Annotated in this window: 19 protein-coding genes; 11 read left to right on the top strand and 8 right to left on the bottom strand. The window is 53.3% G+C overall.

The window, feature by feature from the left end:
• Together B9Z46_RS03545 and B9Z46_RS03540 are read left to right on the top strand one after the other, a co-directional pair.
• Complete coding sequence (locus tag B9Z46_RS03545; RefSeq protein ID WP_108254544.1) at window positions 1–1,371, top strand: ATP-binding protein; 1,371 nt, start codon at window positions 1–3, stop codon at window positions 1,369–1,371.
• 72 nt (window positions 1,372–1,443) lie between these two features.
• Window positions 1,444–1,908: a hypothetical protein gene (locus B9Z46_RS03540; RefSeq protein WP_108254543.1), complete on the top strand. Its 465-nt coding sequence runs from the start codon at window positions 1,444–1,446 to the stop codon at window positions 1,906–1,908.
• A 60-nt stretch (window positions 1,909–1,968) separates the two neighbouring features.
• Here B9Z46_RS03540 and B9Z46_RS03535 read toward each other — a convergent pair whose 3' ends face one another.
• Window positions 1,969–4,734 (bottom strand): pitrilysin family protein, encoded by a 2,766-nt coding sequence (locus tag B9Z46_RS03535; RefSeq protein ID WP_158268390.1) that lies wholly within the window; start codon window positions 4,732–4,734, stop codon window positions 1,969–1,971.
• 156 nt (window positions 4,735–4,890) lie between these two features.
• Between B9Z46_RS03535 and B9Z46_RS03530 the strand changes: the two genes are divergently transcribed.
• Entirely contained in the window at window positions 4,891–6,003 is a 1,113-nt protein-coding gene (locus tag B9Z46_RS03530) for a BMP family ABC transporter substrate-binding protein (protein WP_108254541.1), read from the top strand.
• Window positions 6,004–6,010: 7 nt separating this feature from the next.
• Here B9Z46_RS03530 and B9Z46_RS03525 read toward each other — a convergent pair whose 3' ends face one another.
• Window positions 6,011–6,982 (bottom strand): tripartite tricarboxylate transporter substrate binding protein, encoded by a 972-nt coding sequence (locus B9Z46_RS03525; RefSeq protein ID WP_108254540.1) that lies wholly within the window; start codon window positions 6,980–6,982, stop codon window positions 6,011–6,013.
• 187 nt (window positions 6,983–7,169) lie between these two features.
• On the opposite strand from B9Z46_RS03525, the gene dcd reads away from it, so the two are divergent.
• The 4 genes from dcd (at window position 7,170) to B9Z46_RS03505 (ending at window position 12,404) form a co-directional block, all read left to right on the top strand.
• Window positions 7,170–7,739, top strand: coding sequence for a dCTP deaminase (dcd, locus tag B9Z46_RS03520; protein ID WP_055360172.1), 570 nt, complete (start codon window positions 7,170–7,172; stop codon window positions 7,737–7,739).
• Window positions 7,740–7,759: 20 nt separating this feature from the next.
• Window positions 7,760–9,229, top strand: coding sequence for a DEAD/DEAH box helicase (locus B9Z46_RS03515; protein WP_108254539.1), 1,470 nt, complete (start codon window positions 7,760–7,762; stop codon window positions 9,227–9,229).
• Between the two features lie 91 nt (window positions 9,230–9,320).
• Window positions 9,321–11,519 carry a TonB-dependent siderophore receptor gene (locus tag B9Z46_RS03510; protein ID WP_108254538.1) on the top strand — a complete coding sequence of 733 codons (2,199 nt, stop codon included), beginning with the start codon at window positions 9,321–9,323 and terminating at the stop codon, window positions 11,517–11,519.
• 12 nt (window positions 11,520–11,531) lie between these two features.
• Window positions 11,532–12,404 carry an alpha/beta hydrolase gene (locus tag B9Z46_RS03505; RefSeq protein WP_108254537.1) on the top strand — a complete coding sequence of 291 codons (873 nt, stop codon included), beginning with the start codon at window positions 11,532–11,534 and terminating at the stop codon, window positions 12,402–12,404.
• Between the two features lie 4 nt (window positions 12,405–12,408).
• Here the strand turns inward: B9Z46_RS03505 and B9Z46_RS03500 are convergent, their stop codons facing one another.
• The 3 genes from B9Z46_RS03500 to B9Z46_RS03490 all read right to left on the bottom strand — a co-directional run bounded on the left by B9Z46_RS03500 (window position 12,409) and on the right by B9Z46_RS03490 (window position 15,509).
• Window positions 12,409–13,908 carry a tripartite tricarboxylate transporter permease gene (locus tag B9Z46_RS03500; protein WP_108254536.1) on the bottom strand — a complete coding sequence of 500 codons (1,500 nt, stop codon included), beginning with the start codon at window positions 13,906–13,908 and terminating at the stop codon, window positions 12,409–12,411.
• 16 nt (window positions 13,909–13,924) lie between these two features.
• Entirely contained in the window at window positions 13,925–14,452 is a 528-nt protein-coding gene (locus B9Z46_RS03495) for a tripartite tricarboxylate transporter TctB family protein (RefSeq protein ID WP_108254535.1), read from the bottom strand.
• A 97-nt stretch (window positions 14,453–14,549) separates the two neighbouring features.
• A complete protein-coding gene (locus tag B9Z46_RS03490; protein WP_108254534.1) occupies window positions 14,550–15,509 on the bottom strand; it encodes a tripartite tricarboxylate transporter substrate binding protein in 960 nt (319 codons plus the stop codon).
• A gap of 91 nt (window positions 15,510–15,600) precedes the next feature.
• On the opposite strand from B9Z46_RS03490, the gene B9Z46_RS03485 reads away from it, so the two are divergent.
• Window positions 15,601–16,317 carry a response regulator transcription factor gene (locus tag B9Z46_RS03485; protein ID WP_108254533.1) on the top strand — a complete coding sequence of 239 codons (717 nt, stop codon included), beginning with the start codon at window positions 15,601–15,603 and terminating at the stop codon, window positions 16,315–16,317.
• A gap of 2 nt (window positions 16,318–16,319) precedes the next feature.
• Window positions 16,320–17,732 carry a sensor histidine kinase gene (locus B9Z46_RS03480; RefSeq protein ID WP_108254532.1) on the top strand — a complete coding sequence of 471 codons (1,413 nt, stop codon included), beginning with the start codon at window positions 16,320–16,322 and terminating at the stop codon, window positions 17,730–17,732.
• 4 nt (window positions 17,733–17,736) lie between these two features.
• Here B9Z46_RS03480 and B9Z46_RS03475 read toward each other — a convergent pair whose 3' ends face one another.
• Window positions 17,737–18,714: a GMP reductase gene (locus tag B9Z46_RS03475; protein ID WP_108254531.1), complete on the bottom strand. Its 978-nt coding sequence runs from the start codon at window positions 18,712–18,714 to the stop codon at window positions 17,737–17,739.
• 179 nt (window positions 18,715–18,893) lie between these two features.
• Here B9Z46_RS03475 and B9Z46_RS03470 point away from each other — a divergent pair, with 179 nt between their 5' ends.
• Together B9Z46_RS03470 and B9Z46_RS03465 are read left to right on the top strand one after the other, a co-directional pair.
• Window positions 18,894–21,191: a UvrD-helicase domain-containing protein gene (locus B9Z46_RS03470; RefSeq protein ID WP_055360178.1), complete on the top strand. Its 2,298-nt coding sequence runs from the start codon at window positions 18,894–18,896 to the stop codon at window positions 21,189–21,191.
• Between the two features lie 24 nt (window positions 21,192–21,215).
• Window positions 21,216–21,692, top strand: coding sequence for a peptidylprolyl isomerase (locus tag B9Z46_RS03465; protein ID WP_055360179.1), 477 nt, complete (start codon window positions 21,216–21,218; stop codon window positions 21,690–21,692).
• 44 nt (window positions 21,693–21,736) lie between these two features.
• Here the strand turns inward: B9Z46_RS03465 and B9Z46_RS03460 are convergent, their stop codons facing one another.
• Window positions 21,737–22,525, bottom strand: coding sequence for a BPSS1780 family membrane protein (locus B9Z46_RS03460; protein WP_055360180.1), 789 nt, complete (start codon window positions 22,523–22,525; stop codon window positions 21,737–21,739).
• Entirely contained in the window at window positions 22,522–23,478 is a 957-nt protein-coding gene (locus B9Z46_RS03455) for a homoserine kinase (RefSeq protein ID WP_108254530.1), read from the bottom strand. Before B9Z46_RS03455 ends, B9Z46_RS03460 begins: the two co-directional genes overlap by 4 nt.
• Window positions 23,479–23,539: the final 61 nt, after the last annotated feature.

Here is a 23,539-nt window from a genome sequence, read left to right as displayed (position 1 = left end):
ATGCACTCAACTGACAAGCGTCCTTCGCTGCAATCTCGTCTCCTTGCATCTTTGTTGTTGGTCACGGCTGCAGCATGGTTGTTGGTGTTGGGCCTGACTTGGTATGAAACCGATCACGAACTCAATGAATTGCTCGATGCCCATCTGGCTCAAACAGCTTCTTTCCTCGTTGTTCAGTCGGGTGATGGCCACGAAAACGACAGGGACTTCACCACCAGTCCCACCCTGCACAAATACCAGCCTCGTGTAGCCTATCAAGTTTGGCATGAAGGTCAGCTTGTTGCGCGTTCAGAAAAAGCGCCCACAACACCTTTTAGGCAACCTGGCGAGAGTGGTCTCATTGATCGCAAGGTCGATGGGGACGTCTGGCGAATTTTCAGTACGCAGGGGCAAGAAAAAGACGTGTGGATCCATGTTGCCGAGCTTGGTAAATACCGTCAAGATATTTTGTATGCGGGCCTAGAAAGTGCCATCGTGCCATTACTTTTGGTCTTTCCGCTAATGGCTTTGTTCATATGGTGGTCTATTCGCGTATCCCTAGGACCTCTGCGGCATTTGAGTCAAGAAATTGGCTTGCGCAAAGCTGCATCCTTGCAAGCACTTGAAGAAGCCAAGGCCGTCAAAGAAGTCCAACCCTTGGTGCAAGCTTTGAACCAATTGTTCAAACGGGTTGAAGTTCAAATGGCCAACGAACGTCAATTCACCTCAGATGCAGCCCATGAATTGAGAACGCCTGTGGCTGCCATTCGCATGCAAGCGCAAGTGGCCATGGGCGCCACAGAGGCAGGGGCGCAAAAGCAAGCATTGCAAGCCCTTATGGATGGCTGTGACCGTGCAACTCGGCTCATTTCACAACTGTTAGAACTTTCACGCTTAGATGCTGCCGAGCGTTATGAAGACACGCTCAGCCAGCAGGCTGTCGATGTGATTGCACTAACCCGACAACAATTGGCCGAGTCTGGACACGCGTGGATTGCCAAGCACCAAAGCTTGAATTTTGAAGCGCCAGATAAATTGTTGCTGAATGTCAAACCCGAATGGTTGTCGATCGTGGTTCGCAACTTGGTTGACAACGCAAGCCGTTACAGCCCCGAGGGTGCCCAATTGCAAGTCACTTGGCAGGACGGCCCCGAACCCATGCTGACGGTGGAAGACAGTGGCCCTGGCATGTCGGCGTCCGATCGCGTGCGTTTGGGTGATCGGTTTTTCAGAGTGCTTGGCACCGAGGCCACAGGCAGTGGCCTAGGCTGGTCGATTGTTCGCAGAATTGCACAATTGAACCGAATCAAAGTTCAATTGGGTACCAGTCCCAATTTTGGCGGATTGCAAGTGGTCATGGTTTGGCCCAAAGACCGCAAAGTTGTCTCTTAAGCTTGGCTTCATCTGGCCTCGTTAAATTTCAGTTCTCAGCAAAGCAATTTCATTGCAATCAAAGGGAACAATATGAGCAACGACGCAAACAAGGGTTATCAATTTACAGTTGTCAACGGCGCAGTGACAGCCGTTTACGAAATTAAAAACGGCCGCGCTAAATTTGAAAAAATAGACCGCGATGAAAGCTGGTCAGTCGATGGCAACAACATCGTTAAAACTGAAACAGAACATGGCCGTATTGAAACTACTATTTTCAGCGACATCGATGGTGATGGTATTTTTGCCAAAATGACCAAGACTTATAGCGCTGCCGCTGTCACTTCTAGTACAACAGTCAACTCATACGCTCATTCGACTTCAGGTTCCGACAATGATGATCTGTGGCGTGGCAACACCTGCGATGATCAATGGAATGGCCTAAGTGAAAAAGATCAAGTCAAAGACGGTATGGACCATGACTTGAAAATGGCTGCTGAATTTCAAATTGAGTTGGTCGGAGTGACCCAACTCAGTTTGACGGATTTGGTTTTGTAATGAAGCCTGGCATTGCCAAAACCGCTGCTGTTGCAGCGGTTTTTTTATTTAAAAACTGATTTATTTGTCGCCTTGCTTGACAAAATCACCCGCATAAACATTCAAGAACTTGTTGGGCTCAAGGTGTTTGCGAATGGCCGCGTTGACCTCGTCCAGGGTGCTTGATTCGATGCGCGCATCGTTCTTTTCAACAAAGGCCATGGTGCGGTTGGCGGCAGTTTGCGCCACATGACCTGCAGCCAATGAAGCGTCTTGTGCGCGGCCAATTTTGCGTTCCTCTAGCCAAGCTTTTTTGGCATCGGCCAGTTCTTCTGCAGTGACGCCGTCTTTGGCAAATTTTGCCAATTCTTCTTGAACACTGCTTTTAAGTTTGCCCAAGTTTTGGGGGGCATAGATGGCGTAAAGCACCCACATCGCAGAGCGTTCAAACGCGCTGACACTGAGTTGGCTGGCGGCGCCGTAGCTGATACCGTCTTTTTGTCGCAGACGGTCCATGAGCCGAGACTTGGTGCCACCGCCCAAAATTCGATTTGCTAATTGCAGGGGGATAAAGTCGGGGTCGGTGTCTTGCAACAACAAGGGCAGGCCTGCAATGAAAAAAGCATTGGCTTTATCGGGTGCTTCAAGTTGGATGGTTTGCGCTTTGACGGGCTTAGGTTCTGCTTTTAAGCGGGTGTAGCTTTTGGCGCTTTTCCAATTGCCAAAGTATTGCTGGAGTTGGGCTTTGACGGCTTCGCTGTCAAAGTCGCCTACCAGCGCAAATTCGCTGTTGTTAGCGCCGTAAAACTGACTGTGAAATTGCTTCACTTGCGCTAGCTTTGCGGCTTTGAGAGCGGCAATGGATTCGTCCAAACTGCGTGTCGCACGAATGTCGCCTTGAGGATAGACCTCCAAGGCCAATGCCATGGCCAGTGAACCTTTGGCATTGGGTTGACTGCGTTGGCTTTCTAAGCTGGCCGTGCTTTCGTCCACCAACAATTCAAACTCTTTGGCGGGAAAGCTGGGTGCACGAAGGATGTCTTTGACCAAACTCAAAACGGCCGGCAAGTTCTTGCGAAGGGTGTCGAACCGAACGCTGACTGTTTGACCGCCACCCGTCACTTCCAATTGTGTTTTGAGTTCATCCAATTTGGCTGCAATCTCTGCGCGTTGCAGTTGTGCCGTACCGCGCATCAGCATGTGGGCTGTGAGGTTGGCGGTGGTGGCTTGATTGAACAAAGACTTCTCGTCACCAAAACGCAAAGTGAAATAGCCGCTGACTGTTTCGCCTCGGGTTTTCTTGGGTGTGAGAATGAGTTTCATGCCGTTGGCAAGTGCCAAGCGCTGTGTGCGTTTTTCAATGTTGGCGGGGGCAACATCAAACACTTCACCTTCGCTGGCGGCTGTTTTACCTTTGTAGTCAGCGACCAGTTTGGCCACGTCAACTGTCTCGGGAACTTTGACGCGATCAGGGGTGTTGGTGGGAATGAATTGGCCTAAGGTGCGATTGCTGGCTTTGAAATAATTGAGCGCCGCGGCTTGAAGCTGGGGCACTGTCAAGTTTTCTATGCGGTCTCGTTGCAAAAAGAACAAGCGCCAATCGCCATTGGCAATGGACTCGGAGAGTTGCACAGCCAACATTTGGGGATCATTGATGGTTTTGTCGATGGCACTCAGCAGGCTGGCCTTGGCGCGTTTCAATTCCGCTTCGGTGATCGGCTTTTGGGCAATGCCCTCGAGTTCACTGAGCAATGCTTTTCGGGCATTGTTCAAACTTTGCGTTTTGCTGAGCTCTGCCATCAAAACCACGTAGCCACGTTCAGCCAAATCAAAGTTCATGGCGTTGACGCTGACTGCCAGTTTTTTCTCAACCAGAGATTTGTGCAGTCGACCATTGGGCGTGTCGGCCAGCACCTCAAAGAGTGCCGCGAGCGCCGCTGAATCGATGTGACTTCCGGGTGCGGTGTGATAAAGCACGGCAGAAAGTTGGGTGTCGCCCGTACGCCGAACCGTGACTTCGCGCTCGCCATCTTGAACGGGGTCTTGGGTGTAGGTGGGCTCTAAGATGCGCGTGGGTTTGGGGATGGCGCCGAATTCTTTTTGAATGAGTGCCAAGGTGGCGTCAGGGTCAAATTTGCCGGCGACCAACAACACTGCATTGTCGGGCTGGTAGTACTTGCGGTAAAAGTTTTGCAGGTTTTCAATCTTGACGTTTTCAACGTCAGAGCGCGCGCCAATGGTGGCTTTGCCGTAGTTGTGCCAATCGAAGGCAGTGGCCGCCATGCTTCGCCAGAGCGACATGAAGGGGCTGTTCTCGCCGCTTTCCATTTCGTTGCGGACCACAGAAAACTCGGAGTCCAAGTCTTTGCGGGCAATGAAGCAGTTGACCATGCGGTCGGCTTCCATTTCGATGGCCCATTTCAAATTGTCTGGGTTGGCAGAAAACGTTTGGTAGTAATTGGTGCGGTCGAAATAAGTGCTGCCATTGAAATCCATGCCGCGCTTGGCGAGCTCTTGCAACAGATTGCCAAACTTGGGCGTGCCTTTGAACACCATGTGTTCAAGCAAATGGGCCATGCCCGTCTCGCCATAGTTTTCGTGACGGCTGCCCACCAAGTAGGTGACATTGACTGTGGTGGTGGGCTTGGAAGCATCGGGGGCCAACAACACGCGCAAGCCGTTGGGCAGTCGGTATTCGGTAATGCCTTCAACCTGAGCTGTTGCTTTCAGTGCGCTGATGGGAGTGACGGCGGTGCTAGAGGTGCTGGCGGGCGTTTGCGCCCATGTGGCAGCGGGTGAAACAAGGCAAGCGGCGAGGAGGGCGCTAGGAATCAAACGAACATGCATGTCGAACCCACACTTTGCAAAACAAAATTGAACTTTATACACCTGCATTAGAATACAGCCTGCATTTGCAAGGGTTTGCAAGTGTTTTTGATGTTTCAATGTCTGCGCTTCGGCGGCCATTGATGTTGTTCAACCGAAGCCATGTAGAGGACTACCATGTACAAAAACCTCGCTGCCGTGATCGCGGCCGCCTGCTTTTTATCTCCCTTTTTTCCTTTAACTGCCACTGCGGCACAGCCTGCACAGGCCTTAGCCTCGTCTGGCAACAAGCCTGTCAAAGCAGCCTTTGTTTACGTGACACCTGTCTTTGAGGCCGGTTGGACTCACCAACATGACGAAGGCCGCAAGGCGGTTGAAAAGTCATTGGGCAACTCAGTCAAAACCACTGTGGTTGAAAACGTGGCCGAAGGCGCGGACTCGGAGCGCGTGGTGCGCGACTTGGCACAGCAAGGCCATGACATCATTTTCACCACCAGCTTTGGCTACATGGAACCAACGCTGAAAGTGTCGAAAGAATTTCCCAATGTGAAGTTTGAATCAATCACGGGATACAAAACTGACGTGAATGTGGCCGTGGCCAACGCTCGTTACTACGAGGGTCGTTATCTAGCGGGTGTGGCGGCCGGTCGCCTGACAAAGTCCAATGTGGCGGGTTATGTGGCAGGTTTCCCCATTCCTGAAGTGCTGCAAGGTTTGAATGCCTTCACTTTGGGCATGCGCTCTGTGAACCCCCAAGCGCAAGTCAAAGTGGTTTGGCTGAATGCCTGGTTTGATCCTGCCAAAGAGCGAGATGCGGCCATGACCTTGTTCAATCAGTCTGTCGACGTGATCACATTTCACACCGCTACCAACGCAGTGATGGTGGCCGCGCAAGAACGCGGCAAGATGGCGATTGCCTACCACTCCGATATGCGCAAAGTGGCGCCCGATGCGCAACTGATGGCTGTGATGCATGAGTGGGGCAACTACTACACGCAGCGTGTGCAAGATGTCCAGAGTGGGCAATGGCGCACGGGCAATGCGAGTGGTGGCTTGAAGGAGGGCATGATTCGCGTCGGCGATTTTGGCCCCAAGATGTCCAACTCAGTGCGCAATGAAATTCAGCAAATTCAAAAAGACATTGTTCTGGGGAAACGTCAGATTTTCCATGGCCCCATCAAGGACAACGAAGGCAAGCCCGTGGTGGCCGCAGGCCAAGCTTTGACGCCAGTGCAAATTCTGAACATGAATTATTTGGTCGAAGGCGTGGTGGGCAAGGTCACGCCGTAAGGGACACTTAACTGTCCAATTGAATGTTGCGAGCTTTGGCCAGTTGCGTCCAACGGGCCAAGTCGGCCTTCATGTAAGCCGCAAACTCAGCCGGCTTCATAGGCATCAATTCAACGGCCTCTGAACTTAATTTCTCTTTGAAGTCTGGTTGTGACAGCACATTCAACATGGCATCGTTGAGTACTTTAACAATGGGGGCTGGCATGTTGGCAGGTCCCACCACGCCATACCATTGCTGGGCATCAAAGCCTTTGAGACCCGCCTCTTCCAGCGTGGGAATGTCTTTGACTTGAGGGTGACGCTTGGTGCCTGTGACGGCAAGTGCACGGATGCGGCCACTGCGAATATGCGGCAAGGCTGCTGCCAAACCTGGGAACATCATTTGTGTTTGACCACCAATGAGGTCGGTGATGGCCGGTGCAATGCCGCGATAAGGAATGTGCACCATGAAGCTGTTGGTTTGCAGTTTGAACAACTCAGCCGTCAAGTGCGTCAGAGAGCCCGCGCCTGCAGAACCATAAGAAAGGCGACCGGGGTTTTGTTTGACGTATTCTAAAAAAGCCTTGATGTTTTGCGGTGGCAAATTGGTATTGACACACAGGACATTGGGCGTAGAGCCGATCATGCCAATGGGCGTGAAATCTTTTTCTGCGTCGTAGGGCAGTTTACGGGTGGCGGGGGAGGTGCCATGAGTTGCCACGTAGCCTTGCATCAAAGTGTAGCCGTCGGCGGCAGAGCGAGCTGTGTTTTGCGAGGCAATGACGCCGCCGCCGCCGCCGATGTTGTCCACCACCACAGACTGTCCCAAAACTTTGGCCCAACGCTCGCAAAGGGCGCGTCCCACCATGTCAGAGCCACCGCCAGCGGCCACGGGCACGATGTAGCGAATGGGCTTGTTGGGGTAGGCCGTTTGCGCTTCGCTTGCGGCGGGCAAGCCCAGCAAAAATGGACTGGCTTGGAGGAGGGTGCGTCTTTTCATGGGGTGCTCTCGGTGGTGAGATATTGCTCAATGTGAGCTCCAAAGTTTATCCCACCCCCTGTATCCCTTCTCGATTTCAGGGCACACAGGGTCTGAAATCTGCTCACGTTTCAACGGGTCTACACTGCACGGCCATAGCACTTTACAATGCGAACTTGCATTCAAAGACTGTTGGAAAGACTGAGCGATGAGCATCAAAAGCGACAAATGGATTCGCCGCATGGCTGAAGAGCACGGCATGATCGAGCCTTTCGAGCCGGGCCAAGTGAGAAAAAACGCCGCTGGCGAAAAAATCGTGAGCTATGGCACCAGCAGTTATGGCTATGACATTCGATGCGCGCCCGAGTTCAAGGTTTTCACCAACATCTACAGCACGGTGGTCGACCCCAAAAACTTTGACGAAAAAAGCTTTGTCGACATCCATTCCGATGTTTGCGTCATTCCGCCCAACAGTTTTGCTTTGGCTCGCACAATGGAGTACTTTCGTATTCCTCGCAACGTGCTGACCATCTGTTTGGGCAAAAGCACTTATGCGCGTTGCGGCATCATCGTCAATGTCACCCCTTTTGAGCCCGAGTGGGAAGGCTATGTGACCCTTGAATTCAGCAACACCACCCCCCTGCCAGCCAAGATCTACGCGGGAGAGGGCTGTGCCCAGGTTTTGTTCTTTGAAAGCGACGAGGTTTGCGAGACCAGCTACAAAGATCGGGGCGGAAAATACCAAGGTCAAGTGGGCGTAACCCTGCCCAAGACTTAAAGTGCGACAATAGCGGGTTAATGACCGCATCTTTTTCAAATCTATCGCTGGCTGAACCGCTGGCACGTGCCGTAGCCGAAATGGGCTACGAATCCATGACCCCCATTCAAGCCCAGGCCATTCCTGTGGTTTTGACCGGGAAAGACGTGATGGGCGCTGCGCAAACAGGTACCGGTAAAACCGCTGCTTTTTCGCTGCCGCTGCTCCAGCGTTTGCTCAAGCACGAAAACACATCCACCTCACCCGCACGTCATCCTGTGCGCGCCTTGGTGCTTTTGCCCACGCGCGAATTGGCCGATCAGGTGGCGCAGCAAATCAAGATGTACGCCAAGTACACACAGATGCGCAGCGCTGTGGTGTTCGGTGGCATGGACATGAAGCCCCAAACCCTTGAGCTTAAAAAAGGCGTTGAGATTTTGGTGGCCACACCAGGCCGATTGCTCGATCACATCGAAGCCAAAAACGCGGTGCTCAATCAAGTTGAATATGTGGTGCTCGATGAAGCCGACCGTATGCTCGACATCGGCTTCTTGCCAGACCTGCAACGCATCTTGAGTTTCTTGCCCAAGCAGCGCACCACGCTGCTGTTCTCGGCCACGTTCTCGCCCGAAATCAAGCGCTTGGCCGGCAGCTACCTGCAGGACCCCATCACCATTGAGGTCGCCCGTCCCAACGAAACAGCATCGACCGTCGAGCAGCGTTTTTACGCAGCCCAAGACGATGACAAACGTCGTGTCGTTAAAGCAGTTTTGAATCAGCGCGGCATCAAGCAAGCCTTCATTTTTGTGAACAGCAAATTGGGTTGTGGTCGCTTGGCGCGATCACTCGAACGTGAGGGTCTCAAAACCGCTGCATTGCACGGTGACAAATCACAGGACGAGCGATTGAAAGCCCTCGAGGCTTTCAAAAAAGGCGAAGTTGATTTATTGGTCTGTACAGATGTGGCTGCGCGTGGTTTGGACATCAAAGATGTGCCCGCTGTGTTCAACTTTGATGTGCCGTTCAATGCAGAAGATTACGTCCACCGCATTGGCCGTACGGGCCGTGCAGGTGCATCCGGTTTGGCCGTCACCTTGGTGTCGCCGTCCGACATGCGTTTGGTGGCCGACATCGAGAAGCTGATCAAGAACAAGTTGGAAGTTGAAACCTACCCCTTGGAAAATGAGGGTTCTCGCAACCACTTCGGTGAAGGCCGCCGTGATGAGCGCCGACCCGAAGGTCGTGGCGAGCGCCGAGATGAGCGCCACCCAGAACGCGGGTTCGAGCGTCGTCGTGAAGAAGAGGGCGATCGCCGTAGCAGCTTCCGTCCCGCTCAGGTTTCCAGAGACCCGTTCTTTGAAAAGCCCTATGAGGCGCAAGAGCCTGCTTTGGCGCAAAGTGGCCCTGCCTCTTGGGAAGCCACACCCAAATCAGTGGCAGCACGCCCCGGCTTGTCTGCCAACATCAAACCCAAGCGCAAAGTTGCTGCTTTGTTCAAGTCTGGCGAGTAATCTCGTCATCTAGTCGCGCAATTCAGCCCACAAGCCTTGGGTGAGGTTTTCCCGAAATAAATCCTTTACATTCCCCTGTCAAAATGGGGGGATGAATTTCAAACAACCTGCCGTCCTGGCCCTCGTTTCTTTAACGTCTTCTTGGGGCTGGGCGCAGCAAACGCCCCCACCCAACACGCCTGTCCAAGACATGGGCCGCGTTGAGATCAAAAGCAACCGCGACAACGATACCGAAGAGCGCCGTCAATCGACTGCGGCCAAGATTGTGATTGGGCGCGAGGAGCTCGACAAGCAAGGCGATGGCACTTTGGGCGAGGTACTTAAACGCTTACCGGGCGTCACCATTCAAGGTGCCCCTGGACGCGGCGGCGCCATTCGCATGCGGGGTTTGGGCGGTGGCTATACCCAAATTTTGATGGATGGTCAGCGGGTTCCGCCCGGCTTTTCAATTGACTCGCTCACGCCCGAGATGATTGAAAAAGTTGAGATCCTTCGTGCACCAACTGCCGAAACAGGTGCGCGCGCCATTGCGGGCACCATCAACATCGTGTTGCGCGAAGGGTTGCGTGCCAATCCGGATGATTTGAAAGTGGGTGCGGGTTTTGAAAACGGACATCGCTCTGAAGGTTTGAACTGGGTTCACAACATCAAATCAGAAGCCCTGAATGGCACTTTCACGGTATCGGCCCTCAACAATTGGCGTCCCGAAGAGAACACCACCCTGACTGACACCGATGTCGACGCCTTGGGCAGAATGCCTGCATGGTCTTCTCACCGAGAGCGCAATACAGAAAGCTTAGGACAACGACAAAGTCTGAATGCCAATGCGCGTTTGATGTGGCGTGGCGAACAAGGCAAGACGCTGGTGCTGATGCCTTTCATGGTTTATTCGGAGTTCAACAGTCGGGGCCATGTTGATTTGTCAGAAAACAAATCAATGGGTGGCATCGCACAAGCTGTTGCCTTCGACAGTGCCAACACCACCACCAACAACCGATTTGTGATGACCCGTTTAAACGGTCAATGGAATCAGCGCTTTTCTGCAGACACGCGTTTTGAATTCAAATTTGGATTGGGTGAGTCGCATTTCAAATCTCAATTCAATCAATTTGAATTGGGTTCAACGGGCTTGCTCAACACCCTCCAAGAGTCGCAAAGTTTCAAAGATCTGTCGCAGTCTTGGAATGGCAAATTGACGCAAGTTTTGAGCAACGGCCACCAATTTGTGAGTGGTGTTGAATTGGAAGGTGTGCGTCGAAGCGAGGATGCTGTGGCTGAAGTTGCTGACGATGCAGGCAACATGCGCGCACGCACCCAGCGCTGGGCCCTCTATACGCAGGACGAATGGTCAATCAACCCTAATTGGAGCGCACATGCAGGTCTGCGCTACGAAAGCATCTTGACTGAAGGTGTGAATGAAGAGGGGGAAAAACGCAACAAGAGTGGCGTGCTAACGCCCTTGTTGCATGCAGTTTGGAAGCCTGTGCCCGAAAGTCGCGATCAGGTTCGCATGAGTCTCACGCGCAGTTACAAAACGCCCACCTTGTTCAATTTGGTGGCGCGCACGGCTTTGTCTCGCGAGACCAACAGCCCCACACGACCAGACCGCATTGGCAATCCTGGCCTGAAGCCCGAGCTGGCAACAGGCATTGATGTGGCCGTCGAGCGCTATTTGGCCGATGGTGGTGTCTTGAGTGCCAACGTGTTCAGACGCAACATCAGCGACCTGATTCGATATGTCACCAGCGAGCGCTACGACACGGTTTGGGCGCCCGGACAGAGACGCTTTGTGTCCAGTCCGCAAAACGTGGGAGATGCCATCACACAGGGCATTGAGTTAGAAGCCAAGTTTCGCTTGGATCAAGTGTGGACAGCTGTGCCCCCTGTGGACATTCGAAGCAATTTGAGTTTCTTTAACTCCCGTGTGTTGGATGTTTTAGGACCCAACAACCGTTTGGACCAGCAACCTAAGATGACCGCCAATTTGGGTGGTGACTACCGCATTCGAGCCTTCCCTCTGACCGTGGGCGGCAACATCAACATCAACCCTGACTACACCACCCGTCGCACGCAAGAGCAATGGGTTTATCAAGGCTCTAAACGTGTGGTCGATGTGTATGGCCTCTGGAAATTCAATCCGGCCACAGCCCTGCGTGTCACGATCAGTAACTTGACGCCTCGCGATTATTTGACGGGCACCACCTACATCGGCAGTGGCTTCTCTGAGACAGCCAATACCAACACGCGCAATTGGCAAAATGTCCAAGTGCGCATGGAAATGAAAATTTAAACCAGGAATCTCATGAGTACCCCAACAGCCGCTTGGTATGACAGCATGTACAACAACCGTGCGCTGGTGCCAGACCATGCTGCACACTTCGCGAATTGGGCTCAGACCTCATACGATGCGCGTGCCTCGCTCCAATGCACATTGGACATTGCATATGGCGATGGTCCCAATGAAAGGCTCGACATCTTTCCAGCCAAGCAAGCTAACGCGCCTGTAGTGGTGTTCATTCACGGTGGCTATTGGCGCAGCCTAGACAAAGCCGATCACTCGTTTGTCGCGCCGCCATTGCACGCCATGGGCGCATGTGTCGTGGTGGTGAACTACGCGCTGTGCCCAGGCACGCCAGAGGCACCGGTCACCATTCCCGATATCGCGCAACAAATGGTCAAAGCCTTGGCTTGGACTTGGCACAACATTGCCAAACACGGTGGCAATCCACATCACGTTGTAGTGGCAGGTCATTCTGCTGGGGGGCATTTGGCGGCCATGTTGCTTGCTTGCAATTGGAAGCAGGTGGACAAAAGCATCCCTGAGCATTGGATTCAAAAAGCATTGTCTATTTCAGGTTTGTACGACCTGACGCCACTTCGCAAAACCCCCTTTTTGCAAGATTCTTTGAAGCTCACCGCCCAGCATGCTCAAATGGCCAGTCCAGCCCTGTGGCCACGCCCTAAGAAAGGCGTGCTGTACACCGTGGCAGGCGGTGACGAGAGTGCCGAGTTTTTGCGACACAACCGTTTGATTCATCAAACCTGGGGTCCTAAAACTGTGCCGGTATGTGAGGACTTGGCAGGCTTGAATCACTTCAGCATCGTGACAGACCTCACAAAAAAAGGCACTCGACTGAGTGCCTTGATGAAGCAGCTGATTCAGCTGTCTTCATGATCGCTTAAGTCGCGTTGCGTCTTTTCTGAATGGCTGTCCACGCAGGTGGCAAGACCAAACAGATCACCACAACAGCCAACAGTGAGAATGACATTGGACGGTCCCAGAAGACTGACCAATGTCCCTCACCAATCGAGAGGGCGTTGCGCATTTGAGCTTCGGCCAGGGGGCCCAAAATCATGCCCACAATGACCGGTGCAACCGGAAAGTCGTAGCGGCGCATCAGCGTGCCCAACAGCCCAAAGCCGTACATGATGAACAGGTCAAAACTGCTTTGACGCATGCCATACACACCTACCGTAGCAAAGATCAAAATGCCAGCATACAACTGCGGTTTGGGAATCTTCAACAGTTTGACCCAGAGTCCCACCAGCGGCAAGTTCAAGACCAACAGCATCACGTTACCAATGTAGAGGGACGCAATCAAGGCCCAGACCAAGCCTGACGATGTTTGGAACAGTTGGGGGCCGGCTTGAATGCCATAGTTTTGTAACGCAGATAGCAAAATAGCCGCAGTCACTGACGTTGGGATTCCCAAGGTCAGCAGGGGCACCAAGGTGGCTGTGACGGCTGCGTTGTTGGCAGCCTCGGGGCCGGCCACACCTTCAATGGCGCCTGTTGTGCCAAATTCTTCTTGGTGTTTAGACAGCTTCTTTTCAGTGGCATAACTCAAGAAGGTTGGAATTTCTGAACCGCCGGCTGGAATGGTGCCAAAAGGAAAGCCAATGGCAGTGCCGCGCAACCAAGCAGGCCAAGATCTGCGCCATTCTGAGGGCGTCATTTGTGCGCGCGTGAGTCGGTTCATGTCGGTGCTGCTTTTGCCTTCGTACATGGCGTTGTACAAAACTTCGGACACCGCAAACAAGCCGACGGCAATCAGCACGGTTTCAATGCCATCCATGAATTCGGGAATGCCAGCTGTGTAACGAACTTGACCAGAAATTTGGTCCATGCCGATGAGGCCCAGGGCCAATCCGATGAACAAAGCCGTAAGTCCGCGAACGGTGCTTTGTCCCAACACAGCACTGACGGTGATGAAGGCCAACAACATCATGCAGAAATATTCGGGTGGACCTAATTTGACGGCAAACTCCGCCACCACCGGCGCAAACAAAGTGACCAAAATGGTGGCCAATGTGCCGGCCACAAAGGAGCCAATGGCCGCTGTGGCCAAGGCCGATCCAGCGCGACCATTTTTGGCCATTTTGAAACCTTCCAATGCCGTCACCATGGTGCCGGTTTCGCCGGGGGTGTTGAGCAAGATGGACGTGGTGGAGCCGCCGTACATGGCGCCGTAATAAATTCCGGCGAAGAAAATCATGGAGGCGGTGGGTTCAACTTGTGCCGTGATGGGCAAAAGCATGGCCACTGTCACCGCTGGGCCAAGGCCTGGCAAGACGCCAATGGCCGTGCCCAAGGCGCACCCCACAAAGGCCCACATTAAGTTGATGGGGGTACCCGCTGTGGCAAATCCCGAGAGCAAATGATTCCAAGTGTCTAACATGATGTGCTTTCTGGGTTTAGAGCCAAGGCGTGCCCGTTAAATTGGGTAAGTTGATGGACAAAAACAAAGTGAAGAGCCAGAAAACTGGCGCGGCAATTAGGAAACCCAAGACACAGTCTTTGAGGGTTTGTGACAGATTGCCGGCTGCCTCGCCTTGTGAGACGCGCAGACCGCGCACAGCCAAGACAAAACACAGCGCACAACTGAGCACAAAGCCAGCCACATTGATCAAAGCTGCGTTGGCCAAGACGCCTGCTGAAACCCAGGCAAATGCATGCCAATCGGCACTTTCAGCGCCGGAGGCTTCAGGCATGTGGCGATAACCGCCGGTGAGTGCTTCCCACAGTAACCAAGCGGAACAGGCGGCTAAAAAAATGGCCACCACCCACGGCAAAAAGTTGGGGCCCACACCTGCGTAACCCGCTTCGGAGGAAATGCCGTTAGCACCCCACATCATGAGGAAGGAAAGCGCCAAACCCAAAAGTGCAATGCCAATTTGAGTAGGGGATTGTGAAGAATTTGGAGAAGCAGTTTGTTCGGACATGGCTGTTGGCCTTTCAAAAAAGTCTGGGTCCCGTGGGACCCAGATTGAGGTGACACATTCATTCGTTGAACTGTCACCCGTCACAACGAATGTTGTTTTAGATCATGCCTGACTTGACCATGGTGGCGCGCAAGCTTGCAAATTCACGGTCCACAAAATCATCAAACTCGGGGTTGGGCATCCATGCGGGTGTCCAGTTGTTTTTCTCGAGTGATTCAGCCCAAGATTTTGATTTGGTGGCTTTCAAAACCATGTCGGTTAAATCTTTACGCTGAGCGGCTGTGAGGCCAGCAGGTGCATAGACGCCGCGCCAGTTGCCGATGTCAATGTTGTAACCCTGCTCAATCATGGTGGGGATGTTGATGCCTTTGAGGCGCTTGGGTGATGTGACCGCAATGGCGCGCATCTTGCCAGTTTCAATGTACTGTTGGAACTCGCTGTAACCGCTGCCGCCCACAGTGACATTGCCGCCCAAGATGGCTGCAACCGCTTCACCGCCGCCACGGAAAGGCACATAGTTGATTTTGGCTGCATCCACGCCCACTTCGCGTGCCAACATGGCCGCTGCGATGTGCTCTGTGGAGCCACGTGAACCGCCGCCCCACTTGACGCTGCCTGGGTCTTTCTTCATTTGCTCAACCACATCTTTCATGGTTTTGAGGGGGGAATTGGCGGGCACCACAAACACGTTGTACTCGCTGGTCAAACGGGCAATGGGAGTGACTTTGTCCAAGCTAACAGGCGGCTTGCCTGTGATGATGCCGCCCAACATCACAGCGCCCATCACCATGAGGGAGCTGCCATCGCCTTTGGTGGCATTGGCGTATTGCGCCAAGCCAATGATGCCGGCTGCACCGCCTTTGTTTTCATAAGTGACAGAGCTGGCCACGCCTGCGTCTTGCAAGGCTTTGCCCAAGGCGCGGCCTGTGGTGTCCCAGCCACCGCCTGGATTGGCGGGAATCATCATTTTGATGTTGGCGGCTGCCATTGAAGGCAATGCGAAGCTAGAGCCTGCTGCCAATGCTAAAACTGATTTGATGAACTGATCGCGGCGCATGGTGTCTCCTTTTGAGTGCAAAATCGATGACCAATGATGTTCTTTTAAACTGTCAATTGGCTGTCCAAAATCCTAGGGAAAGTACTGATACATGCGTTTGCTGTTGGTCGAAGACGACCCTTATTTGCAAGAAAACCTGGTCCGCAGTTTGTCGCGGCGTGGTTTGCAGGTCACGTCGGCATCCACAGCAGCCCAAGCCTTGAACCTTTGGCAATCTCTTCGGCCCGATGTGGCCTTGCTGGATTTGACCTTGCCAGATGGCGATGGCTTGACTGTGGTTTCTCAAATTCGCCAACAGGGATTCACCACGCCAGTGCTGGTGCTCACAGCGCGTGCCACTGTGGGCGACAGAGTATTGGGTTTGAACTCTGGCGCTGACGATTACATGGCCAAGCCGTTTGACTTGGACGAATTGGAAGCGCGCTTGAATGCGCTGTACCGACGCGCCAAAAGTGTCCAACAGTCTGTCTCGGCTTCAGATCGAGAAGGGGTGCCAGGACGAAGTGGGCTAACCACCCTTCAGATGGGGGCCATTTCTTTGGATACTTTGAACGGGGTGGCCTACTTTCACCAACAGGCCATGGAGTTGACCCCTAGAGAAGTGGCCATGTTGCATGCGCTCATGGCCCATGCAGGCCAGGCGGTCGCCAAGGAACGTTTGTTCAGCGCTGTATTTCCCGATGAGTTGGATGTGCAATTTGAAGCCATTGAAGTGGTGGCTTATCGCTTGCGTAAAAAGTTGGCAGACACGGGCATCAGTTTGGTCACCTTGCGCGGCTTGGGCTATTTGCTGAAAGCGGCCAACTGAACATGTTTTCTGTCAACAAAATTTCAATGCGACAGCAATTGCTGGTGGGCATTTTGATGCCTGTGCTTTTGTTGGTGGGTTTGAACGCATGGAGTTTGTACGAAGAAGCCTTGAACGCCTCGGATGTCGCCTACGACAGAAGTTTGCTGGCCTCAGCCAAGACCATCAGCGAGCAATTGGATGTTGAGGGCTACGATGAAGCCGCCAAAATCAGGGCCCTCGTACCCTATGCCGCCACAGAAGCCTTTGAAGCAGACAATCAAAGTCGGCTGTATTACAAGGTCTCGCATTTGAATGGGACCATCGTTTCTGGCTTTGCCGATATGCCCTCATGGAAGGGGCAAATCCCTGCCAAGCCGGCCTATGCTGCCTTGGTTGATTTTTACAACGACCGTTATCAAAACGAAGATGTGCGTGTGGCGACCTTGCTACAACCCGTGGTGAGTGACAAAGGCCGCGCGATGGCGGTCATTCAAGTGGCGGAAACTCTGGAACTGCGCCAATCATTAGCTCGCGAATTGTTGGTCGGAACCTTGTGGCGACAAGCTTTGTTGTTGGCCATCATTGCGTTGGTGGTGGTCGCGGTGGTGCAAAGGGCCACGCAACCGGTTCGAGAATTGTCGGAGCATTTGGAAAATCGATCTGAGCACGACTTGGCGCCTTTGTCTTTTGCAGATGCGCCACAAGAGATTCAACCGCTGATTCAAGCCACCAACCATGTGATGCAAAAACTGCAATCGCTGTTGGCGCAACAAAAAGGTTTTGTGCGAGATGCCGCGCATCAACTCAGAACACCCTTGACGGTTTTGAAGTTGCAAGTGCAATCGGCGCAGCGGGGCGATTTGAACAGCGAACAAGCCCTGCACGACATTGGCTTGACCATTGACCGCGCCACGCAGCTGGTCAATCAAATGTTGGCTTTGGCCAAGGTAGAGCAATTGTCGGCATCCTCTCAAACTGTCATCACCGATTTTGCGGTGGTGGCGCGGGAAGTGGCCTTAGAGTTGGCCCCTTTGATGGCCGAGCGAAATTTGGATTTTGAAATCAGTACCGAACCTAGCAAGGTGCAGGCTCCCGATTGGATGCTGCGCGAACTCACGCGCAATGTGCTTGACAACGCCATCCGTCACAGCCCTTTACAAGGCCGTTTGAAACTGAGCATTGCCAGTTTGGATGGGCGTGTCATTTTGAACTTACGAGACGAAGGCCCCGGGTTGTCGGTCGACCTGCAAGCGCGCTTGTTTCAACCGTTTTCGGCGGGAGATACGCGCCACGGCAGTGGCTTGGGGCTGTCTATTTGCTTGGGCATTGTGCAATCCTTGAACGGTGAAATCAAACTCACCAACGAGCCCATGCCAGGTGCCAACAGCGGTTTGAACTGCGAAGTGCAGTTCAAACGAGCTGCTGAGACTTGATGGATTACATCAGCAGGTGTTCACCTGCGTTGTCGCCGCCCAAAATCACGTAATTCACTTTGCGAATGTCCATGAGCTTGGTGCCGCCTGAGTAGCTGATGGAACTTTGGGTGTCTTGTTCCATTTCGATCAGGGTGTTGGCCAGCTTGCCCTTGATCGGCTCCAAAATGCGCTTGCCTTCCACGTGCTTGTACTCGCCCTTGTTGAAGTCGGAAGCCGAGCCGTAGTACTCTTTGTACAGCTTGCCGTCCACTTCCACGGTGGCGCCAGGCGACTCTTCGTGACCTGCCAACATCGAACCAATCATGATCATGGTGGCGCCAAAACGAATGCTCTTGGCAATGTCGCCGTGCTCACGGATGCCACCGTCGGCAATGATGGGCTTGGTGGCCACACGAGCACACCATTTAAGGGCAGAAAGTTGCCAGCCGCCGGTGCCAAAACCTGTTTTGAGCTTGGTAATGCAAACCTTGCCAGGGCCAATACCCACTTTGGTGGCATCTGCACCCCAGTTTTCCAAATCAATGATGGCTTCGGGCGTGCCCACGTTGCCAGCAATGATGAAAGACTTGGGCAGCTTTTCTTTCAGGGTGTGAATCATCTTTTGCACGCTGTCGGCATGGCCGTGTGCAATGTCGATGGTGATGTACTCGGGGGTGAGGCCCTCGGCCACCAGTTGGTTCACGGTGTCGTAATCGGGTGCTTTGACGCCCAAAGAGATGGACGCGTAAAGACCTTTGGCATGCATGTGGCGGACAAATTTGACATTGTCCAAGTCGAAGCGGTGCATGACATAAAAGTAACCGTTTTGCGCCATCCATGCGCAAATCTCTTCGTTCACCACCGTCTTCATGTTGGCCGGTACCACCGGCAGACGGAATTTGCGGCCACCCAGCTCTACACCAGCGTCGCACTCTGAACGGCTTTCCACGCGGCATTTGCGAGGAAGCAACAAGATATTGTCGTAATCAAAAATTTCCATTTAACCAAGCTCCAAAAGGATCGTTGAAAGAACGAGTGAGCGCTTGGCTTGGCCGGTTTGGTCTGTCCCGTTTTTGGACAAAAAAAACCGGGCGCAAGAATCTTGGGCCCGGTGACTGATTCTACTCGTTTTGTTTTGCTTTTTGCCAACAAGGCTTCAGGAGTTTCTACAATTGGGGGATGTATGACCAAACGCCCCTGTTGAACAACCTGAACCCCGAGCAATTGCGGGCTGTCACCCTGCCTTCGGAGTCGGCCCTCATTCTGGCGGGGGCCGGTTCGGGCAAAACCCGGGTATTGACCACTCGAATCGCTTGGTTGTTGCAGACCTCGCAGGTAGGCTCGGGCGGTATTTTGGCCGTGACCTTTACCAACAAGGCCGCCAAAGAGATGATGCTCCGCTTGCAGGCCATGCTGCCCGTCAATGTTCGGGGCATGTGGATTGGCACCTTCCACGGCCTGTGCAATCGGTTTTTGCGGGCCCATTACAAAATGGCCAACTTGCCGCAAACCTTCCAAATTTTGGACACGCAAGATCAGTTGTCGGCCATCAAACGTTTGTGCAAACAGCATGGCGTCGACGATGAACGTTTTCCGCCCAAGCAATTGCAGTGGTTCATTGCAGGCTGCAAAGAGGATGGACTGCGTCCCAAAGACGTGGATGTGCGCGACGATGAAACCCGCCGCAAAGTTGAGATCTACCAACTCTACGAAGACCAATGCCAGCGAGAAGGTGTGGTGGATTTTGGCGAATTGATGCTGCGGTCGTACGAGCTGCTGCGCGACAACGAAGCCATTCGCATGCATTACCGCGCGCGCTTCAAACACGTGTTGATTGATGAGTTTCAAGACACCAACAAGTTGCAATACGCCTGGATCAAAATGATTGCAGGCTTGCCCGCAGAGCATGGCAGCGCGGTGCTGGCAGTGGGTGACGATGACCAAAGCATTTACGCTTTCCGCGGTGCGCGTGTGGGCAACATGGCCGACTTTGTGCGTGAATTTGGTGTGCAGCATCAAATCAAGCTGGAACAAAACTATCGCAGCTACAGCAATATTTTGGATTCAGCCAATGCGCTCATTGGCAACAACAAAAATCGCTTGGGCAAAAACTTGCGCACCGATCAAGGCGCCGGCGAGCCAGTGCGGGTGTACGAGTCCACCAGCGATTTTGCCGAAGCGCAGTGGTTGGTTGATGAGATCAGGCAACTGGTCAAGGGCGATGGCTTCACGCGCAAAGAAGTGGCGGTTTTGTACCGCAGCAATGCGCAAAGTCGCGTGATGGAAACGGCGCTGTTCAATGCGGGTGTGCCCTACAAAGTTTATGGCGGTCTGCGCTTCTTTGAACGTGCCGAAATCAAGCACGCCTTGGCCTATTTGCGCATTTTGGAAAATCCCAACGACGACACCAGCTTCTTGCGCATTGTGAATTTCCCCCCGCGCGGCATTGGCGCGCGCAGTGTGGAGCAATTGCAAGATGCGGCCAAAGGCTTGGGCTGCTCCCTGCACGACGCGGTCAGTACCACCGCTGGCAAAGCGGGCGCCAAGTTGGCCAGTTTTGTGGCCATGATCGATGTGATGCGGGAGCAAACGCCTGGCATGACATTGCGAGAGATCATTGAATTGGTGTTGGACAAAACGGGCTTGATTGAGCATTACAAGACAGAAAAAGAAGGTGCCGACCGCGTAGAAAACTTGGAAGAGTTGGTCAATGCGGCAGAGAGTTTTGTGACACAAGAGGGCTTTGGCCGCGATGCCGAAGCCACGGCCCAAGACATGGCGCCCAACGCGGAAGATGGCGAAGTGATGTCACCCTTGGCGGCCTTCTTAACGCATGCAGCGCTGGAAGCCGGTGACAACCAAGCGCAAGCGGGCGAAGATGCCATCCAACTCATGACTGTTCATGCCAGCAAGGGCCTGGAATTTGATGCGGTGTTCATCAGCGGTTTGGAAGAGGGCTTGTTCCCTCATGAAAACTCGATGAACGATTACGACGGTTTGGAGGAAGAGCGAAGGCTGATGTACGTGGCCATTACACGTGCCCGCAAACGCTTGTACCTTAGTCATTCGCAAACGCGCATGCTGCATGGTCAAACGCGCTACAACCTGAAAAGCCGCTTTTTGGACGAACTGCCAGAAGACTGCTTGAAGTGGATCACGCCCAAGAATCCAGGCTTTGCAACGGGTTTGGGTGGGGGCTGGGCTTCGCCTGCCCAGGCCTTCCAGGCTAAACCTGCGTGGGGCCACAGCAGTTTGGGCTCGGCCGAGACTTACAAAAGCCCGCCTGTGCCTGTGCAAAAATCAGAGCCTTCGCATGGCATCAAAGCCAACATGAAAGTGTTTCACACCAAGTTTGGTGAAGGCAAAGTGTTGGCTGTGGAGGGTGCTGGCGCTGATGCGCGGGCCCAAGTGAATTTCCCACGTCATGGGGTCAAGTGGTTGGCCTTGTCGGTGGCCAAGTTGACGCCCGTTGAATGAATTGAATTTTAGGAAGAAGACAACATGAAAATTGAAAAAGACACCGTCGTGACCTTGAAATACAAAGTGTCCGATGCACAAGGTAAATTGTTAGAAGCCGCCGAAGAGCCTATGGCCTATTTGCATGGCGGCTACGAAAACACCTTGCCCAAAATTGAAGAAGCTTTGGATGGCCAAGAAAAGGGTTACCAAACCACCTTGGTTTTGTCGGCGGCCGATTCATTTGGTGAGCGCGACGAAAGCCTGCTGCAAACCATGCCCAAAAAAGATTTTCCACCTGGCGTGAAAGTGGGCGGTCAATTGCGCGGGCGCACGCCTGATGGCCGTGAAGCCATTTTCAATGTCGTCAAAATCAAAGGCGATACGGTCATGCTCGATGGCAATCACCCTTGGGCTGGCCAAACTCTGCGATTCCAATTGAACGTGATTGACGTGCGCGCGGCCATTCAAGAAGAGATTGAACACCGTCACGTCCATGGTGCGCATGGACACCACCATTGATTGAATGCTTCGCATTAAAAAAGCCTGCTGATGCAGGCTTTTTTTTAGGCTTGTGTTTCGCTGCCGGGGGATGGCAGGTCAAAGCAATCTTTGACACTGAAGTAGACCGATGTGAAAAACATGGCGGCCATGAGCAAAGCGCCAGGCATTAAGACAGCGCCCGATAGATCGTTGCCCCCTAAGGCACTGCTCACCATCAAGATGACGGTTGCACCTGCCACGAAAACCACAATCCATGCCAACAGGTAAACGGCAAATGCACCCAAATTGCGCCAGCAGGCAACAGCACTGAAGAACATGCTTTTAACCGGCGGAACGCCGTGCCAATGCACCAGGGCAGGGGCGTGCCAAAACATCATGGACAAAGGGATGTAGAGCACGGTGGCCAACCACATGGCCATTTGAAAATCAGAAGCATTGACAACTTCGGGTGTGATGGGTGAATTGGCCAAATACACCTTGGCAAAACCACCGCCATCGACCATGGCCGAAATGAGCATCACCGCTAAAAAGCTTGCTGCATAAAGCAGTCCCAAAATGAGCATGGCCTTGAGTCGTTGTTGACCTGCGCGAAAGGCAATCATGAGCACCATGGGCATGGGGAATTTGCCAGAAGCCGCTTGCTCGGTGGCCACCATCAGACCCAATGTGGCAGCTGGCAGGATGACCAAGGCCAGGGCAGCGCCAATGACCGGAATCATGGACAGCACAGAGACCCAAGCCATGAACAAAAAGAACAAGCCCGTGAAGGCCAAGGGCTGACGCCAAAAAGTGCGAATGCCTTGTTGAACCCAAGCCAAGCCTTGTTTGGCTGGAACGATGTGAAGCTTCATGCCCAGAGCTTAAGCGGTGATGCCAAACGGGCACGCAATACCCGTTCGAAATGGGTGGGATCATGCGGTTTGAGCATGGCGGCATCGCGGGGCAAATGGAAATCCCAGAGGCGAGAAATCCAGAAACGCAGAGCACCCGCGCGGAGCATGGCGGGAAGCAACTGTCGCTCTGCGGCCCGCAAAGGGCGCACCGCTTGGTAGGCATTCAACATGGCTTGTGCGCGCTCGGCATGATGCTCGCCGGTGGGCAAGTTGATGCACCAATCGTTCAGGCACACCGACAAATCAAACAGCCAAGTGTCTACGCCCGCAAAATAGAAATCAAAAAAGCCGGTGAGCTTCTCGCCGTCAAACATCACGTTGTCGCGAAACAGATCGGCGTGCACAGGGCCTTTGGGCAAAGCTTGGTAGGCTGCGCTCTGCGCGATGTGATTTTGGTAGGCCAGCTCGCTTTGCAACAAGCCAGCTTGAGCCTCGTCCAAATACGGCAAGACCACTGGCACCGTTTCATTCCACCAAGTCAAACCTCGCAGGTTGGGTTGGCTGCGGTTGTAATCTTCGCCTGCCAAGTGCATGCGGGCCAGCATGTCGCCGACGGCAGCGCAATGAATGGCTTCGGGCGCCAACTGACTTTTGCCTTCCAAGCGATTGACCACTGCGGCGGGTTTGTCGCAAACGGTATGCAAAATGTCGCCATCGCGGTTGGCTGCAGGATTGGGAACCGGGATGCCTTTTTCGGCAAGATGTTTCATCAGAAACAAATAAAACGGCAGCTGTTCGTGATTCAGGCGCTCGAAGAGCGTGAGCACGTAGTCACCGAGGTCGGTGGTGGCGAAGTAATTGGTGTTTTCAATGCCACCCTCAATGCCTCTTAACTCGGTCAGTGTGCCAAGCCCCAGTTGGGACATGAGCTCGGCGGCTTGTTCTTCAGTAACGGGCGTAAAAACAGCCATGGCTTATGGGTGGGTCAAAAGGGTGAAACAGGGGCCCGAAGGCATTGCGAAACGCATGCTC

The organism is Limnohabitans sp. Hippo4 (assembly GCF_003063605.1).
Classification (GTDB): domain Bacteria; phylum Pseudomonadota; class Gammaproteobacteria; order Burkholderiales; family Burkholderiaceae_C; genus Limnohabitans_A.
The sequence above is the reverse complement of the archived record's forward strand: the minus strand, read 5'-3'. Positions and strand labels throughout refer to the sequence as shown.